The 14,938-nt window shown below is 38.8% G+C and carries 15 protein-coding genes; 4 read left to right on the plus strand and 11 right to left on the minus strand.

Features of this window, described 5'->3' with window-relative positions:
• Positions 1 to 16: 16 nt before the first annotated feature.
• The 3 genes from PAEAM_RS27880 to PAEAM_RS27890 all read left to right on the plus strand — a co-directional run bounded on the left by PAEAM_RS27880 (position 17) and on the right by PAEAM_RS27890 (position 5,484).
• Positions 17 to 1,828 carry a sensor histidine kinase gene (locus PAEAM_RS27880; protein WP_100529641.1) on the plus strand — a complete coding sequence of 604 codons (1,812 nt, stop codon included), beginning with the start codon at positions 17 to 19 and terminating at the stop codon, positions 1,826 to 1,828.
• 231 nt (positions 1,829 to 2,059) lie between these two features.
• Positions 2,060 to 3,670: a response regulator transcription factor gene (locus PAEAM_RS27885; RefSeq protein WP_100529642.1), complete on the plus strand. Its 1,611-nt coding sequence runs from the start codon at positions 2,060 to 2,062 to the stop codon at positions 3,668 to 3,670.
• A gap of 134 nt (positions 3,671 to 3,804) precedes the next feature.
• Positions 3,805 to 5,484 (plus strand): type 2 periplasmic-binding domain-containing protein, encoded by a 1,680-nt coding sequence (locus tag PAEAM_RS27890; protein ID WP_100529643.1) that lies wholly within the window; start codon positions 3,805 to 3,807, stop codon positions 5,482 to 5,484.
• A 135-nt stretch (positions 5,485 to 5,619) separates the two neighbouring features.
• On the opposite strand, the gene PAEAM_RS27895 is transcribed toward PAEAM_RS27890, so the two are convergent.
• Both PAEAM_RS27895 and PAEAM_RS27900 read right to left on the minus strand, forming a co-directional pair.
• A complete protein-coding gene (locus PAEAM_RS27895) occupies positions 5,620 to 5,907 on the minus strand; it encodes a hypothetical protein (protein WP_100529644.1) in 288 nt (95 codons plus the stop codon).
• 36 nt (positions 5,908 to 5,943) lie between these two features.
• Positions 5,944 to 6,129: a hypothetical protein gene (locus tag PAEAM_RS27900; RefSeq protein WP_047842110.1), complete on the minus strand. Its 186-nt coding sequence runs from the start codon at positions 6,127 to 6,129 to the stop codon at positions 5,944 to 5,946.
• A gap of 164 nt (positions 6,130 to 6,293) precedes the next feature.
• Here PAEAM_RS27900 and PAEAM_RS27905 point away from each other — a divergent pair, with 164 nt between their 5' ends.
• Positions 6,294 to 6,545 (plus strand): helix-turn-helix domain-containing protein, encoded by a 252-nt coding sequence (locus PAEAM_RS27905; protein WP_100529645.1) that lies wholly within the window; start codon positions 6,294 to 6,296, stop codon positions 6,543 to 6,545.
• Positions 6,546 to 6,762: 217 nt separating this feature from the next.
• Here the strand turns inward: PAEAM_RS27905 and PAEAM_RS27910 are convergent, their stop codons facing one another.
• From PAEAM_RS27910 to PAEAM_RS27950, 9 genes are all read right to left on the minus strand, one after another.
• Positions 6,763 to 7,500, minus strand: coding sequence for a radical SAM protein (locus PAEAM_RS27910; protein ID WP_481856144.1), 738 nt, complete (start codon positions 7,498 to 7,500; stop codon positions 6,763 to 6,765).
• Between the two features lie 26 nt (positions 7,501 to 7,526).
• On the minus strand, positions 7,527 to 8,075 hold the full coding sequence (locus PAEAM_RS27915; RefSeq protein ID WP_165790070.1) for a hypothetical protein: 549 nt from the start codon (positions 8,073 to 8,075) through the stop codon (positions 7,527 to 7,529).
• Complete coding sequence (locus PAEAM_RS27920; RefSeq protein ID WP_100529648.1) at positions 8,033 to 8,317, minus strand: hypothetical protein; 285 nt, start codon at positions 8,315 to 8,317, stop codon at positions 8,033 to 8,035. The genes PAEAM_RS27915 and PAEAM_RS27920 overlap by 43 nt, the downstream gene beginning before the upstream one ends.
• Positions 8,318 to 8,495: 178 nt before the next feature.
• The gene (locus tag PAEAM_RS27925) at positions 8,496 to 9,824 is read right to left on the minus strand and encodes a hypothetical protein (protein ID WP_100529649.1); all 1,329 of its coding nucleotides are present in this window, start codon (positions 9,822 to 9,824) and stop codon (positions 8,496 to 8,498) included.
• 153 nt (positions 9,825 to 9,977) lie between these two features.
• Entirely contained in the window at positions 9,978 to 10,796 is an 819-nt protein-coding gene (locus tag PAEAM_RS27930) for a hypothetical protein (RefSeq protein WP_100529650.1), read from the minus strand.
• 224 nt (positions 10,797 to 11,020) lie between these two features.
• Positions 11,021 to 11,518: a hypothetical protein gene (locus PAEAM_RS27935; protein ID WP_100529651.1), complete on the minus strand. Its 498-nt coding sequence runs from the start codon at positions 11,516 to 11,518 to the stop codon at positions 11,021 to 11,023.
• Between the two features lie 244 nt (positions 11,519 to 11,762).
• Entirely contained in the window at positions 11,763 to 12,389 is a 627-nt protein-coding gene (locus PAEAM_RS27940) for a hypothetical protein (protein WP_100529652.1), read from the minus strand.
• Positions 12,390 to 12,700: 311 nt separating this feature from the next.
• The gene (locus PAEAM_RS27945) at positions 12,701 to 13,837 is read right to left on the minus strand and encodes an RES domain-containing protein (protein ID WP_243391491.1); all 1,137 of its coding nucleotides are present in this window, start codon (positions 13,835 to 13,837) and stop codon (positions 12,701 to 12,703) included.
• A 151-nt stretch (positions 13,838 to 13,988) separates the two neighbouring features.
• Entirely contained in the window at positions 13,989 to 14,732 is a 744-nt protein-coding gene (locus PAEAM_RS27950) for a hypothetical protein (RefSeq protein WP_133120489.1), read from the minus strand.
• Positions 14,733 to 14,938 lie beyond the last annotated feature (206 nt).

The raw sequence follows: 14,938 nt of genomic DNA on the forward strand, positions 1-14,938 counted from the left end.
TAGAAGGAGACTTTTCATGTATATATGGAAGCGCTTAATGCCTTTTCAAGGTAAAACCAGATCCCCATTCAGTCTTTTTGCCAAAATAAACTTGTTAATTGTGGTCTTGTTCATCCCCATTCTAATCATGTACACCTACTCGAATAACGTCACCTATGATGTCGTCAGCAAAGAACTGCAGATCTCCAACACGAAACAACTTACGTTTCTGTCCAGTCAGATCGACTCCCGCATCAACCAGATGATGGATTTCAGCCTGATTCTCTCCCGAGACCCCAATGTCAGAGCATTCAACGGCCTCAACATGTGGGATGATCGATATGACCGTATGCAGACCCGTTATGTGATACAAGAGAAGATGACGCTGCAAACCGGCGTTACGGATATATGGCCCACCCGATATGCGGTGCATTCACAGCAGAATAAGGATGTCATCGCCAACTACAACCAAACGACAGGATATGATGAAGAGTATTTGAAAAAAAATATGAGTGGACGTTGGACCTATGGGGATCAGGGTACCGCATCACAGGACGAACTGAACTCCTTCTATTGGTTCTATACGGATTCATTGGCACAGCCGGGGATGCTCACGGGAAGTAACCTGGTGATTGAAGCCAGCTTCAGCTACGAGAACATTCAAAATATGCTGGATACGTATAAAGCGGGCGGACAAGGCGATCCTTTCTTGTATCACAAAGGAAATTCCCCCATTCTCAATCGCAGCGCGGACAAGCAGTTGTCCGCAGAACTCATTCAGTATCTGGATACGCACTCTCCCGAAGATACCACGCAGGATGTCGTGGAGCTGAACGGGAAAAACTATCTGGTTAGCTCTGTGAAGTCCACTTATCTGGATTGGCACCTGGTTGACGTGATTCCACTGTATCAGATTTTGAAACCCATCTCGCTGAGTCAGAATCTGTTCTACACCTGTATGATTTTGCTGCTGGTGGTGGGTATCTCTGCTTCAATCCTGCTGTACCGAAATGTTCAATATCCGATCAAAAAGCTGATCAAAGGTTTACGCCGTGTAGAGCAAGGGGATTATTCTGTCCGACTGCATAGCAAAAACCAGAATGAGTTCTCATTCCTGTTCCGCCGATTCAACGATATGTCCCATCAGATTCAGGATCTGATCGAGAATGTTTTCCATGAGAAAATTAGAGCCAGGGAAGCTACGCTGAAGCAATTACAAGCGCAGATCAATCCGCATTTCCTATATAATTGTCTTGGTTATATCATCAACATGGCCCAGATGAAAGACGAGCAAGCCGTGGTGTCCATGGCGCATAACCTAAGTGCGTATTATCGCTACACCACCCGTATGGAACGGGAGACGTCGTCGCTACAAGAAGAGATCAAGCTGCTGATCAACTATCTGGATATCCAGAAGCTACGCAATGGTCGTATTGAGTATCACATCGATATCCCTGAGGATATGCTTGCCCAGTCGGTGCCACGATTAATGCTTCAACCGATGGTCGAGAATTCCGTGATACACGGCGTGGCGAAGTCCTATTCATCCGGGGAAATCCGAATTACCGGGGAGCGCTTGAACGGTTTTGGCAGAATATACATCGACGACGATGGTCCTGGCTTAAGCCCGGAACAGTACGAAGCACTGAACTTGAAAATGCAGGAACCTTTACAAGAAGAAATGGGCTGCGGCCTTTGGAATACGCACCAACGAATCACGCACCTGTTCGGCAGTCACTCCTACCTCCTATTCGGCCCATCCCCACTTGGCGGATTCCGAACCGAAATCATCTGGGAGATACCAAAAGAGGATACAGATTCCGATAAAGATAATACCGATACAAATTAATTTCGATACGAACGATAAGTTGACTATTTGATTTTGAACGAACCATTTACACGTGAACGTAGAGGACAGAAAAAACCTGAAGAAGCAAAGCGTTCGCCTTTCAAGCACCATTTTAACCTTATAATCATCTAAGTCAGAAAATGGGGCTTGAACAGCGATCGGAAGGTTGTTCTGTCATCGGAGTGGCAAGTGTAAATATGCCTTAGCTCAACCACCAAGGGAGACATTATAATGCAAATGATGATCGTAGACGATGAAGCACACTGGGTCGATAACCTGTCCATGACCAAGCCCTGGCACACACTGGGGATCGAACATGTGCATAAAGCATACTCGGCCCACGAAGCACTACAAATGATTGACACCCACCCCATCGATATCGTGATCTCGGACATTCAGATGCCTGAAATGACGGGCATTGAACTAATCGAACGCATCCGCATCCGGGACAAAAAAATAAAATGTATCCTGTTATCCGGGTATTCCGAATTTGATTACGCCAAAAAAGCCATCCAGTTCGAAGCTGTGGACTATCTGCTGAAGCCCCCGACAGACGAGGAATTAATGGGCGCTGTGCAGAAAGCCATCGATCAATTGAACAATGAATGGGAAATTGTCAGTTCACTGACACGAACGCAGTTTACGTTGCGAGAGAATCTCCCCCATTTGCGGGGACGACTACTCCTAGGAGCTTTACAGGGACAACGAATCGCCGCTGCCGAATGGGAGCGTAAGCTAGCCAATTACGCTCTGCCCTTTCATACCGGGGATGCCGCATTAATGCTGGTACGTCTGGAAGAAGAATTCGGACACTATGACAGCAATGATCAGACCCTGATCGAATATGCGATCATCAATATGGCGGAAGAGATTATAGGTGAGTTTATGGAAGTGTGGGGCGTCAAGGAGGAGCACGGATATCTAGTGTTTTTGCTTCAGTTGAAAGATCGGAAAGGCGATATTGGCAAAGAAACCATTCTGGAGAAGCTATCAATTCAGCTTCAATCCAAAGTAAAACAGTTTCTGAAAGGCTCCCTCTCCATCGTTATCACCGAGTGGTTCACCTTTCCGGATCAGCTTTACGATCGCTTCCGTCAGGCTTCCGCCTATTTCCGGCAGATTGTTGGCGATGAACGCGAATTTGTCATGCGTGTCAGCGATGTCGAAACACCTGCGGCACAAGGTCCCTTGGATGTACTGTACACCCCGCCCACCTTCATTAGCCTGTTAGAAAGCGGACAGTGGGATGCAGCGGAAGAGAAAATACGCGCGGTCTGCGCAGAGTTGGATGAGAAATGGTCGGAATCATGGGAGCATTGCATGGAGGCAGGTTTTCTTATTACGGCTTCATTCACCAATATTGCCCACCGGAACAAGCTGACTCTGACCACTTTAATGGGAAATGATGTCGAGGATTTGCAAAGTGGGGAAGTTTTCGCTACCATCAGCAAACTGCGGAAATGGTCGCTCAGTGTCCTTGGCAAACTCAAGGAAGGCACGTCCAACGAGATCAAGGACATCCGTTCTGATTATGTGAAGAAGATTCAGGATTTTACAGATAAGAACCTGCATCTGGATGTATCTTTGCGTGTGCTGGCTGACCATGTCAATCTGCACCCGACCCATTTGTCCAAGATCTATAAGATCGAAACCGGCGAAGGCATCAGTGATTATATCTCGCGCCTGCGCATGGATCGGGCCTGTCACAAGCTGGTCACGACCACCAAAAAAGTGTACGAAATCAGCATGGAGATTGGTTATATGGACCCGGCTTATTTTATCAAGGTGTTCAAACGCCAGTTTGGCGTTACACCGCAGGAGTACAGAGACCAGCACAAATAAAATGACTGAAAACCGCTCTTTTTGAACATTCACTAATAGAGTCCTATCAAAACTAAAAAACTCATATAGATGCACTCCCGCACAAATTGGTACAGTTACACTGTAAAGATCATACACCGTAGGGGGATTGAACAATGATCAAATTTAAAACATGGTGGTCACTGCTCATGGTTATCGCGCTCATCACGATCACTGCGTGCGGCAGTGGCGAGACAGCCAGTGACAATGGTACCGATAATACGCCGGGAACTGTCGGCTCAGCGGAAGCAGAAGCTGCTTTTGCTAAAGGAAAATATGATCCACCCATCGAGTTCAGTTCGGTATTAATGCCGAAGAAATACGTGCAAGGAGATACCAAAGAAAATAATGTGCACGATCGCTGGATGCTGGAAACGCTGGGTATGAAGCATAAAGATACCTGGTATCCGGCCAATGACGATCAATACAGACAAAAGCTGCAACTGGCTATCGCCTCTGGCGAGAAGCTGCCTGATTTTGTAACCGTACCGACCAATGCGGTACTGACCAATCAGCTGATCGACTCCGGTCAATTCATCGCCATCGATGAGTTGTTCGACAAGTACGCGAGTCAGACCCTGAAAGATCACGCCGCAGCACATCCTGAATTGTGGTATCCGTTCACCAAGGACGGCAAGAAATACAACATGCCGATCATGGAGTACACCGATAACGACGATACACTGCTCTGGCTCCGCGAGGACTGGATGGAGAAGCTGAACCTGGAAGCTCCGAAAACCATTGCAGATCTTGAGAACATCATGGACAAATTCAAAAACGAGAACCCGGACGGTCTGTCTCCAGACAAAGTATTCCCGCTGGCAATCTCGCTGAAAAATAACACCAACACCTGGATGGGTCAGCTCGACTGGTTGTTCGGTGCATACGGCACAATTGAAGAGCAATGGAACAAAGACGCAAACGGCAACCTCGAATACGGCTCCGTTAACCCAGGTGCCAAACAAGCCCTTGCCAAGCTGGCTGAATGGATGGATAAAGGTTATATCCACGCTGACTCCGCTCTGTGGGACGAAGGCAAATCCGCTGAAAGCTGGACAGCTGGCAAAGCGGGCATTCTGCCTGGCGCCAACTGGGTACCGGACTGGCCTGCACCTGACCTGCTGAAGAACGTACCTGGCTCAAAATATAAAGCTTACCCTGTTCCAGCTGGCCCAGACGGCAAGATAGGTACGAAGTGGCAGAACTCTGGTGTCAACGCAAGTATCATGATCAACAAGGATGCCAAGCATCCAGAAGCCATCTTCCTGTATTACAACTACCTGCTGGATAACCTTGCGAACCCGAAAGCGGGCAGTGAGTATGAATACGGCTTCGCCAAAGGTTACGACTGGGATATCATTGACGGACAACCGACCAGTGACAAAGAGAAGATCAAAGACTTCTCCAACGAATTCCCTTTCCTGACCGGCCCAGCGCGTATCCCGGATCTGTACATGAAAACACTCGTGAAGCTGGCCAACGGCGAGAAGCCTGAGACACCTTACGAGAAACAAATGGCTGAATTCCGTAAACCGGAAAACTGGTATGCAGGTAAAGTCGTGATGTCCCAGATCGACGTCCGTAAACAAAACTATTTCACTGGCGCTGCAACACCAACCATGGTATCCAAATGGAACCTGCTTCGCCAGTCCGAGATGGAAACCTTCAACAAAATCATCTACGGCAATCTGCCAATTGATGCCTTTGACCAATTCGTAGCCAACTGGAAATCCAATGGCGGAGATCAGATCACGCAAGAAGTGAATGATTGGTTTAAGTCGGTAAGCGCGAAATAAGAGTTGGATTTGGAAAAGTAAAGCATTAAAACCCGAGCCGAAGCGAGTTATTCACGCTTCGGCTCGGGTTTTTAAGTTAAAGATCGAGGTCGCTTCCACTGATTTAGGGTTCGCGTTAGTGGATCAAGCCTCGTATCAATCTCCTCCGGCATCGACACCTAGCAAGGATACTGTGAGTTGAATGCCATCTCTCAGCCCTTGCATGTACAACCGCTCATTCTCTACTCCTCTGCTGACAATGAATCGGCTCTCCCACTCAGCATATTCAGGTGTCTGCTCGATATCCTTGCCAGCAAACAAAACTTGGAACGCTTCGTCCTTTTCCTCACGTACACGACTCAATTCAGGGTCATGCTCGATTCGGGCAGATACTTCATCTAACCTTGCCTGGATCGCTTGTTGCAACCACGGTGGAAAATCCATTGCTTCTCCTCCCCTACGCATTATGTACCTCACTCATCATCGTACAACTCGGTTATGTCTCGCCTTCATTTCACCCACTCGGGCCACCAGTTCGTCCACCCTTCGGCTCTGTTCTTGCACTTCGGGGTTGTCCCACAACGGAATCGCTTGCTTCAAGGATGCCTCTCCAAGCTGATTAAGCTTGCGCCGTTCCTCTTCCAATAAGTCAAGCAACCGGCTCATACATCCACCTCTCTGATGGGTCTAAACTACGCCATGTCTTGCTAAGACTAGACGTGAGTAGTCAATTTTAATGCGATTATCGGTTTATTTTATTTTAATTCGATATTCGCATTAAAACAACCATTATTTCTCATACAATTTGATTGAAATGAGAGGTGTACATAATGAAGCATAGACAAGAACCGCCTGGCGATAAAAACATAATTGGCTCCCGAGTCGTAGCAATTCGTAAAAGTAAAGGAATTAAACAACGAGAATTCCTCGCCAGACTGCAAACACTGGGCTTGGATATCAGTCAGACCAGTCTTTCGCGTCTGGAGGGGCAGTATCGTCTGGTTCAAGACTATGAAGTGGTGATGATTGCGAAGGCTTTGGAGGTTTCAGTGGGGCATTTGCTCGGGGAAGAAACAAAGTAAGAAAGATTGTTATAAACTTCATCATCTTTTACGATAACAATATATCATTCCCTTCATAATAATAGCCTTAGAAAGGGTAAGTCCGACAAAGCTTCATACAGTTGGGATGGTGTTGAGGTGCCGAAACTCCTATTTAAATCATCCATTTTGAGTTGACATCCCAACAGATGGCTCTTCTTTAGCAGTAATCAGCACAAATTAACAAAGAATAGTCAATTTATACATAACGTTTTTTTGTTTTAGGATTAACGAAGTTTTCAAGCCTAGATAGTTTCTCTGCCACATCTATATCGAAAATTGAACAGATTGATCGGTAGTCTCCTTCTATACTATTCGTATATAGCTTTCCTTGTTCATCACAGAATATATATCCAGTAACTCTATCACTATATTTAAATTTTTCGATATTAAATTTGTTATTCTCCTTATCTAAAAAAGTCAATACACTGTCAAACTCATCTTTATTGATTTCAAACACATCTTTATTCTTTCTTGCAACGGATAAAGGAAAAAACTGATATATACTCCAACTGTCTATATTGTCATACAGCATTAAATATCTATATAAATCTTGAATAGCCCCTTTGTTTTGATTTGTTAGTATGGTATTTATCTTAATTCTAGTTTTTAATTCATTTAATGTTCCTAGAACCGTATCTATTTTAGTAAATAAATTCTTTGATTTCCTCATGGAATTATGAACTTCACCAATCCCGTCTAAGGAAATCCCAATTAAATCGACATACTTTTCAATAAATGCAAAATCACCTTTAGTTATTGAAATACCATTTGTATCCACTTGGGTAAATAACCCTCTTTCCTTTGCTAGTATACATGAATTTCTAAAACTTCTTTTACTAAAAGAATCACCACCACCGAAAGTGATGACGTTGAACTCCAATGATATTGCTCTTTTTACAACCTCATATGTTTTGTCTTCTATTTTTTGAGAAATTCACATAACAAAAATCACAAGTTAAATTACAACTTTGGTTGTAATTGAGAATTATTCTTTTCATTTTTCACAACCTTATCAAATGATTTGGAATTTTTCCAACAATTATCAAAGTGACTTTTTAATATATTGTAATTTCGGTTATTACGTTCGAATTCCAGAGCAATGAAATTATTTTCAATACGATCTGATATTTTACCCAAATGGTAAGGATCATAGATCATATACTTATCCGTAAAAAATATTGAACAATAGACTTCGTCAGTAAACTTAATTTCCACATTTTCATATTTATCATTCAGTGTTATAAGACTCTCAATATCTAACTTTCGATCAACTCCATCAGCATTATTCAAGTTATTTCTAACTTGTTTATTTTTACTATGAGGATCAAACAGCAAAACCTTAAAAAATACTCCTTTATTTAAACTTTCCTTTATATTCTTCCAATGTCTATCTGTAGAAATATCCAAATATGATTTCCCTGTTTCAGCAAGTATAAACAATTCATTCGCCTCATCAATTGCTTTAGCTATTTCAGAATTCCTCTTATTTTTAGATTCATAATTGTCCATAAAGTAATGATTTGTAATACCATACTCTCTATTTCTTTATTTTTTTCATCTCTAGTATTTGCTGACTTAATTATCGGATTGTACTCTTTGTTTTTTACAAAAATCTCAAGTAAAATGATTACAATTGATGTTATTAATACTCCCCAATAATAATTTTTGCTTAATAGATAGTTAATAATGACTACGGATAATCCAAATAGAATTATTTCCAAAGCCTTGTTATATTTATAGAGTTTGCTCATAATTAAACCTCACTTTTTTTGTTTAACAAATTGTGGGACCAGTGTATTCTGCGTGATCGGCTGCTATAAATTCCCCAACCTCCTTCATTGTTGGCCCCAGGGCGAATGCTTAATCCATCAGTTTGTTATTAAGCGGAGTATATTTACTCTATTTCATTCTTTCTTTTATTTTGTCGCTTTAATTAATCTTGATGATCTCTTTCCAATTGTATTTATCATAGATTCCATTAGTGTTTAATAACTCATTTAGACATTCTTCTTTTTTTTCTGGGTTTTTCAAGCAATCAATATACAAACACAGCAATTGCAGACCTGAAATTAAACAATGATCCCGCTTCTCAGAGTAAGTGATCATTTGACTTGGAAAATCATCTTCTACTCGTTTATCCAATACTACATCTTTAAATGCATTAACTACTAATATTCCTTTGGGCATTAGATCATGGGATTCGAAGTATGTACTTACCCATTTTTCCAATTGTGCAGCATGTTTTTCAGCGGCGCTTTTAGAAACGCCTTTTACCTCTACTACTGAAACTTTATCTTTCCATGAAATAATTAAATCATCTCTGCCTGGTAAACCTTCTTCCACATTAAATCCCAACTCTTCAAATACTTTAGCAACCTGAATTTCAAGAGCTCTGCCTGAACCTGTAAATAAAATTTTATAGCCTTCAATCATATATATTTCTTCTTTTTGCTGATTTATCTTCTCAAGAATTGAAGCTAGTTCTTTCTCTAATACATCAAGTTGTTTGTTTTTCTCTGTCTCATCAGGTAATATAAATTCTTTGCTCCATGAAGGCTGCTCGAAGTCTCCTGTGCTTCGCTTCAACTCATCTACAAGAACAATAACAGAATCTATAAACCCCTTTTGTAAGTCTTCATCATCGTCATCAGCAAACGTTGGTATAAATAATAGATTCCCATTTTCAATCTTTAAGTAAGATCCTACTGCTCTATCAGTACCTTTAACAAAATACAAGGGAGAACCTGTAGTTTGATTAAAATATGCTTCATATTGAAAATGCTTTTTATTTGTTGTGAAAAAGGATTTAAATGGCTCAGAAGCTCTACAATCTATATTTGAACCTTTAGCCTCTGTAACGTTTAACTTTTGAGGTAGAATAGATAAAAGATCTATTTGATTAACTATATTAGTTGTAACTCTATTCTTTCCAGTACCAGAAAACTGTTTCTCACCTGTATGATAATAACTAATTTGATTCGGCGCCATAAACACTATGACAGTTCGACCTAATTTAAAAAGTTCTTTTATTTCGTTTTTTCTTCTCTTAATATCGTATTGAATAGTAGTTGAATCTTTTTCGGAAAGATTTTTAATTCCCCTGTATGTGCTGCTTGTTCTATCGGCTTCGTAACTTGACAAGGTGAAATTTGGATCCCATATTATGACATCATAATCTAAAAAGGTAATTGAAGAGCCAAACTCATCTGTAGAAACGTTTCCATGCTCAAAATAACAATCAACTGCTAGTATATTCATTCATATCCTCCTTGGATAATATTTTGCCTAACGTTCCTGAATTCACGAACCCCAAAGGTTTTTTTTGCTGAAATGTTTCTTCGGAATCCATCTCACAGACCAAGGTTCCGAAGGAGCCACTACTTATATATTATGTTAAGCGATGTTTATTCCTCATGATTCAAACTTCAGAAAATCTCTTAATTCATTGATAGTATTAATATTCCATAGTTTATAATTCTTTGAACACTCTAATAATTTCTCTGTTTTAAATCTATAATTAAAGAAAACAATAACCATTGCATATATTTTTTTCGATTTACCAATTCTAGTCCTAATAATAATTTGTTCATAAAAACCTACATATTTAAGAAAGTACAAAAGAGGAATATGCAAAACTATACCTATAATGTCGATAAACATCTTTATCCAAAAGTCTACTTCCAATGCATCATTTAGATGCATTATCAAGCCTATCAATGCAGTACATATAAATATAAATCCGAAAATCATTAATATGTTATTTAATAACTTTCTAGTTTGTACATACTTTTCTTCTCTTTCAGTTACAGCTAAAATCCCAGCAATTAACGCTAAAATAGGTACTACTACTAGTTCTGAAACGAGTGATAGAGTATATTCATTAATAACAAATAGGGGAACTATACTTAAATTTAAAGTATCTTTAAATATCTTATTTATATTTATTTCTTTATACTTTGAAGAAACACGAAAAACCAAAGGATATAATGCAGTGAAAATCCAAACTACATAGTCTTTAACCACTCCTACTTCAAGTATTCTAAAGAAGAACATTATGCAAAAAATAAATAGTATATATATATTTGTGAGAATAAAAATAGGGTGCCTAAACAAGCCAAAAAAAGATTTAAAAATTTGAGGTATTGATGCCCTAACACCCTTCATAGACAAAACATAAATTACGAATATTCCAATCCAAATTAATATCGCTTGTTCTCTAGGATTCAACAAATTTTACTTACCTCATACTTAGTTAGATTTTATGTTTCGCTTAACGTTTCTGTATCTACGAACCCAAAAGGCTCAAAGGAGCGTAGTGACTGGGTGACTCCGCAACTTAGCCCTGTAAGACTTTCTGCCTGAATCCGCTTCTCTGAAAACCTTCGGGTAGACCAAGGAGCGAAAGCGACGCAGCGTAGATACAATGTTATACGAAGGACTTTTCATCATTAAATTCACTTGAAATAAATGTCTTTTATATATCCTCCAATAAATCCAGCAACAATAGCTGTAAATGCAATCTTCGAAAGATCCCACCAAAAACTAATAGTTTTTTGCTTCTTTTCTCTTAGTAAACGTTCAATTTGGATATTCATAATCCTCTTTGATTCTTTTTTTAAATGTTCTTGTTTCAAGTAAGTTGGTTCATAACTTGTACTTTTTGTCGCTTCATCTATTAACAATATACTTTGATTTTCTATTATTATATTTATTTGCTTTTTTAGCACTATGATTTCTGCCTTTTTAAGTAGTTTTAACTTACTGAATTCCTCAATATTATTAATAATCTGATTGTTTAGTTCCATGAATCCAGAAGTAATGATATTATCACTTGCAAATGATGCTGTAAGCATATTCCTTTTATTCAATTCACTAATTGTTTCCCCTATTGCATCTCTGATTTTATATTCAATAATCATTTCTAAATCTTCTACTAATTTAGTAAACTTCATCGACTTCTCCCATACTTATATTTATTCAAAAGTCTTTGTCTAACGTTTGGCATTCCTGACGTTCAAGCAGCTTAAGTGACCGAAGGGAACTGGTCGTCAGACTTAGCTGCTTGAATGTATCGCCTGAATAATCTTTCCTTGAAAATCCTTCTTAGCGATTAAGGGCGAATGCCCGCAGTAGGAATGCTTTCTTATATGATGTCATGACTCTTCCCCGAAATACATCCATTCTGGAAATAGAGACTCATCTCCTTAGTTTTTTATTTTTTAGATAGTAATCGTAATCATCAATCAAGTCTTGTATCCGTTCAGGTATTGGTGTACCAATAAATAAATTCTTTATTTCATTCACCGAAGGAAAATGACTTGAAGAATAATCTCTTAGTTCAGATAGCTTTCTTCTATGCTCATCGGACAAAAGTTGTTCTTTATGTACTTCATCAGCAATACGTGAGATATGATCCCATGTATGATATCTATGAAAGTTACTCATAGCGTCCTCAAGTTCTGAATCAGTAATTAATAACTTATCAGAAATGATTTTTAGTTCATCTTTAAATCTGTGTTTTCTATGAGGATCCATGCCACCAAGACGTCCGGAATAAGTTAGATTGGTGACTACTGTAATAATTAATGGTGTGGCCAATTCTTTTAAATTCTCTATCGTAGCATATGCGTCTTCCACTGCTTTTTTCATTTCAGCTTCAAATCCAGCTCCTTTAAATCGCTGGATCTTATCAATATTCATAAAAGCTACAGCTACAGCACCAGATAAAATTGCAAGTCCCATTTCTGTTGATTTTCCAACATAACCAAAATATAGTCCTGGCCCAATAATAATTAGAATTGAAATTATGTTTTTAATATTCAAACTTCAAAGCACCTACCCTCTTAATTTAATGTCACAATTCATATAGAACGGGTCGACAGACTTAGCCGATTGAATGTGTCGCCTGGTTTACCATTCTATGTTTTGAAATGATCTTAAAATCAAATAATGAATCCATTGTTCCTTCAACAATTTTGTGATTGCGGCAATTTCTTATAACGTTCCCGTATTCAAACCCGACGTATGTCGGGTGTTCGGCGAATGCCGAACCAAGGGCATCTGCCCTCAGCGTGAATATTATGTTATAGGATGTCATCTTGAAATACGCAAATCCGCTTTAATAAAGTTTTTTCTTAAGAATAGCTTGGATTATTACTAACTACTTCAAATGTTTCATTATATAAAAAATCATCTAGCTTACTAAATAGTAAATTGTCGTATCTTATCCTTTTTCCCATGTAAGTCAGGGGATGATTTTCAAACAACGTACCGAATGACATAGCATGTCCTTGAGCTAACACATTAGGATTAATTAATTGTTTATACTCTGCAAAATTAATCGGATTGGTTAAAGGTAAGTTTTCAGCAAAGTCACTAAATAATTTATCTGAATTGCTTTTCATTGGTACAGCAAAGTTTATACAATATGGATAATTACTCGAATCATTTTTTACTTGTTTTGAAATATAAGCAACGCCATCAATATTGAACGACGTTAAACATTGCATGATTAATTGAGAAATAATATACTCAATTCGAAAACTTCGATTTGACTCTATAACTTTAAATGAAGTAGCAATTACTAACGGAAATAATTGGATCATACTCAAAACTGGCTGAATATATTCGTCTCGATTAGACAAACCATTGAGTAGCATCTGAGGTATAGCTAAATTTAACACTCTCATATTCCCAGGTAAGTCATAGGCGGATACGTTAAATCCACTATCAGAAGGTTTTCCTAACTCTAGCCAACAAACGTAAGATGTTATACCAAAATACATACAAGGTACACCAGCTATACTAAACCGTTGAGTAGAAACAATACCTCTTTTATTAAAAGGGATGTGCAAAAAGTCACTTCTATCAAAATTACCAACTCCTAGTCGCGCTTTAAACATTCGTATTGCTGAATACGATATTGGGTGTGGAATTGCTTCTGGTACTGAACTAGAAAAACGCGTTAAACCTCGGAATGCAGTAGAGTCATTTAGCTGTGCTACTATAAAAGGATCATGAACATAATCGTTCAATATATCATGAATACAACTCTTTGCACTTGAAATGTCTGCATTTTGATAGTGATTAATTGCTTCTAAAATTTTTTCCTTATTTCTCACTGTTTGTTGATAAATTGTATCACTTATGTGTTGACGTCCATGAATTGCAGATAAAAAATCATTCAAAGTTTCTTCAAGTACTTGGGCGTATTTATAATCATTTTGGATAACGATAGGTAAAACAAAATCGTTCAATTCAATATTATTCATTGCACACCTCTTATTCATTAATTTTTATTTTATGCTGATTTCCTATAACGTTCCTGTATTCACGACCCAGCGTATGCTGGGTATCCGGCTCCTATCTGATCAAGGGCGTAGGCCCTCAGCGTGGGAAGTTCTCTACTTCATTGAAATATCTTCAGATCAGTTTATCCCATAAGCCTAATTTGCTCAGTAATAATCTTCTCGCTAGATCTTGCACATTGTGAATGTCATAGGGAGAGAGAAAACGAGTGATCTCAGAAAATTTGTGCGCTATGAAGAAATTCCTGATGTAGCTAGCATAATGTATTGCGTCAAAGATTTTCATATTCGTATCACCAAATATGTTTCCATCATTATATTGAGCCTCGACGCCTAATACTGGTTTTATCTCACTTTGCAATTGAGTTTCTTCACCACGCTTAATCCAAACTATTTCTTCTTCTTCAGATATTCCTATTTCGTTCAATCTAGAAACAATGTTATTTTTAACCTTCGGGTTCCATTCATCACCAATGAATCGTGGGTTTTGTTGACTTGACCTAATTTCTAATCCAAGTTCCTCAATAATCTGATATGCACTTAATAAAGCATAAGATGCGTTTACTATATTGTCATACTCAGCATAGTAGTTATTAAAGACTTGGCCGTATCTTGGGCTTAAAGAGTGTGGTGTGAACGAATCATGCTCAAGACTAAATTTATATTTAAGTAAGCTGTAAATAATTTCTTTTTGCTCCCATGCTTTTATAGCAGTTTCACAGCCATAAATCAAATGATCATCTGCATGATGTTTTAAATAAATTTCTTCAAGATTATGCCCTCTGTCTGAATCATATACAAAAGGTGGACACTTTTTCTCCATAATATTTGGATAGACAAGAAGACTCCCGCAGTACATCAGTACTTGAATATTTCTTGCAATATTTTCATCTGAACAATTTATAATAATCTCTTTACCAAAATTATGATCTGTACTATGGACCTATGTCAAAAAAGTAGACACTACGCTGCGGATTTGTCCGTAAATTTCATCGCAAAACGAGCAGGGGAAAGATACCCTAGCGCGCCATGCATTCGCTTGCGGTTGTAATAGAACTCAATGTA

The organism is Paenibacillus sp. GM1FR, assembly GCF_002803315.1.
Classification (GTDB): Bacteria; Bacillota; Bacilli; order Paenibacillales; family Paenibacillaceae; genus Paenibacillus; species Paenibacillus amylolyticus.

Bases quoted from the DNA above. Each gene is read 5' to 3' on its own strand.
- PAEAM_RS27880 (WP_100529641.1), top strand. From the start codon at position 17: ATGTATATATGGAAGCGCTTAATGCCTTTTCAAGGTAAAACCAGATCC.
- PAEAM_RS27885 (WP_100529642.1), top strand. From the start codon at position 2,060: ATGCAAATGATGATCGTAGACGATGAAGCACACTGGGTCGATAACCTG.
- PAEAM_RS27890 (WP_100529643.1), top strand. From the start codon at position 3,805: ATGATCAAATTTAAAACATGGTGGTCACTGCTCATGGTTATCGCGCTC.
- PAEAM_RS27895 (WP_100529644.1), bottom strand. From the start codon at position 5,907: ATGGATTTTCCACCGTGGTTGCAACAAGCGATCCAGGCAAGGTTAGAT.
- PAEAM_RS27900 (WP_047842110.1), bottom strand. From the start codon at position 6,129: ATGAGCCGGTTGCTTGACTTATTGGAAGAGGAACGGCGCAAGCTTAAT.
- PAEAM_RS27905 (WP_100529645.1), top strand. From the start codon at position 6,294: ATGAAGCATAGACAAGAACCGCCTGGCGATAAAAACATAATTGGCTCC.
- PAEAM_RS27915 (WP_165790070.1), bottom strand. From the start codon at position 8,075: ATGGACAATTATGAATCTAAAAATAAGAGGAATTCTGAAATAGCTAAA.
- PAEAM_RS27920 (WP_100529648.1), bottom strand. From the start codon at position 8,317: ATGAGCAAACTCTATAAATATAACAAGGCTTTGGAAATAATTCTATTT.
- PAEAM_RS27925 (WP_100529649.1), bottom strand. From the start codon at position 9,824: ATGAATATACTAGCAGTTGATTGTTATTTTGAGCATGGAAACGTTTCT.
- PAEAM_RS27935 (WP_100529651.1), bottom strand. From the start codon at position 11,518: ATGAAGTTTACTAAATTAGTAGAAGATTTAGAAATGATTATTGAATAT.
- PAEAM_RS27945 (WP_243391491.1), bottom strand. From the start codon at position 13,837: ATGAATAATATTGAATTGAACGATTTTGTTTTACCTATCGTTATCCAA.
- PAEAM_RS27950 (WP_133120489.1), bottom strand. From the start codon at position 14,732: ATGTACTGCGGGAGTCTTCTTGTCTATCCAAATATTATGGAGAAAAAG.